We start from the raw sequence: 444 nt of genomic DNA, 5'->3' as shown, positions 1-444 counted from the left end.
GGTACAGAGCCTTCCTCTGCTTCTGTAATACCTACTGTATCAAATAGGTTATTTACATTCAGTGCTAGGCTAAGGTTTTCAGATAGGTCGTAGCTTACAAAGCCATTTACCTGTGTGTACCCATCGAATTTAAGGTCGTTATTATCTTGAGCGTAAGCGTCAGTTGTACCAATAAAGCTCAGACCTGCTGCCCCTTTCTCATAGCTGTAGCGAGCCATTAGTGAGTAAATTAAATCCGCTTGACGGCGTGGTGTGTTACCTACAACGTCAGGAGATAGTGCATCTTTAGCAATTTCAGCATCAGTCCACGTCAAGTTACCACGAAAATCCCACGCATCCATGAAGTACGTTGATTCAATCTCAATACCTTTGGCTTCGTATTCACGGTCGAAGAACTTTTGTGATGTTGCTTCAAAGTTTTGTTCTTCAGTTTCTGCGTAGAAC

At 42.6% G+C, this 444-nt stretch carries 1 protein-coding gene; it reads right to left on the bottom strand.

Annotated elements, in window-relative coordinates; all coding sequences use genetic code 11:
- On the bottom strand, positions 1–444 hold a 444-nt coding region (locus PSH48_RS20955; RefSeq protein WP_273612318.1), incomplete at both ends, for a TonB-dependent receptor domain-containing protein.

Origin of the sequence: Pseudoalteromonas sp. Angola-4 (assembly GCF_028599265.1) — a bacterium.
Classification (GTDB): Bacteria; Pseudomonadota; Gammaproteobacteria; order Enterobacterales; family Alteromonadaceae; genus Pseudoalteromonas; species Pseudoalteromonas atlantica.
Note: the sequence above shows the minus strand (reverse complement) of the source record. Positions and strands in the feature narration are given on the sequence as shown.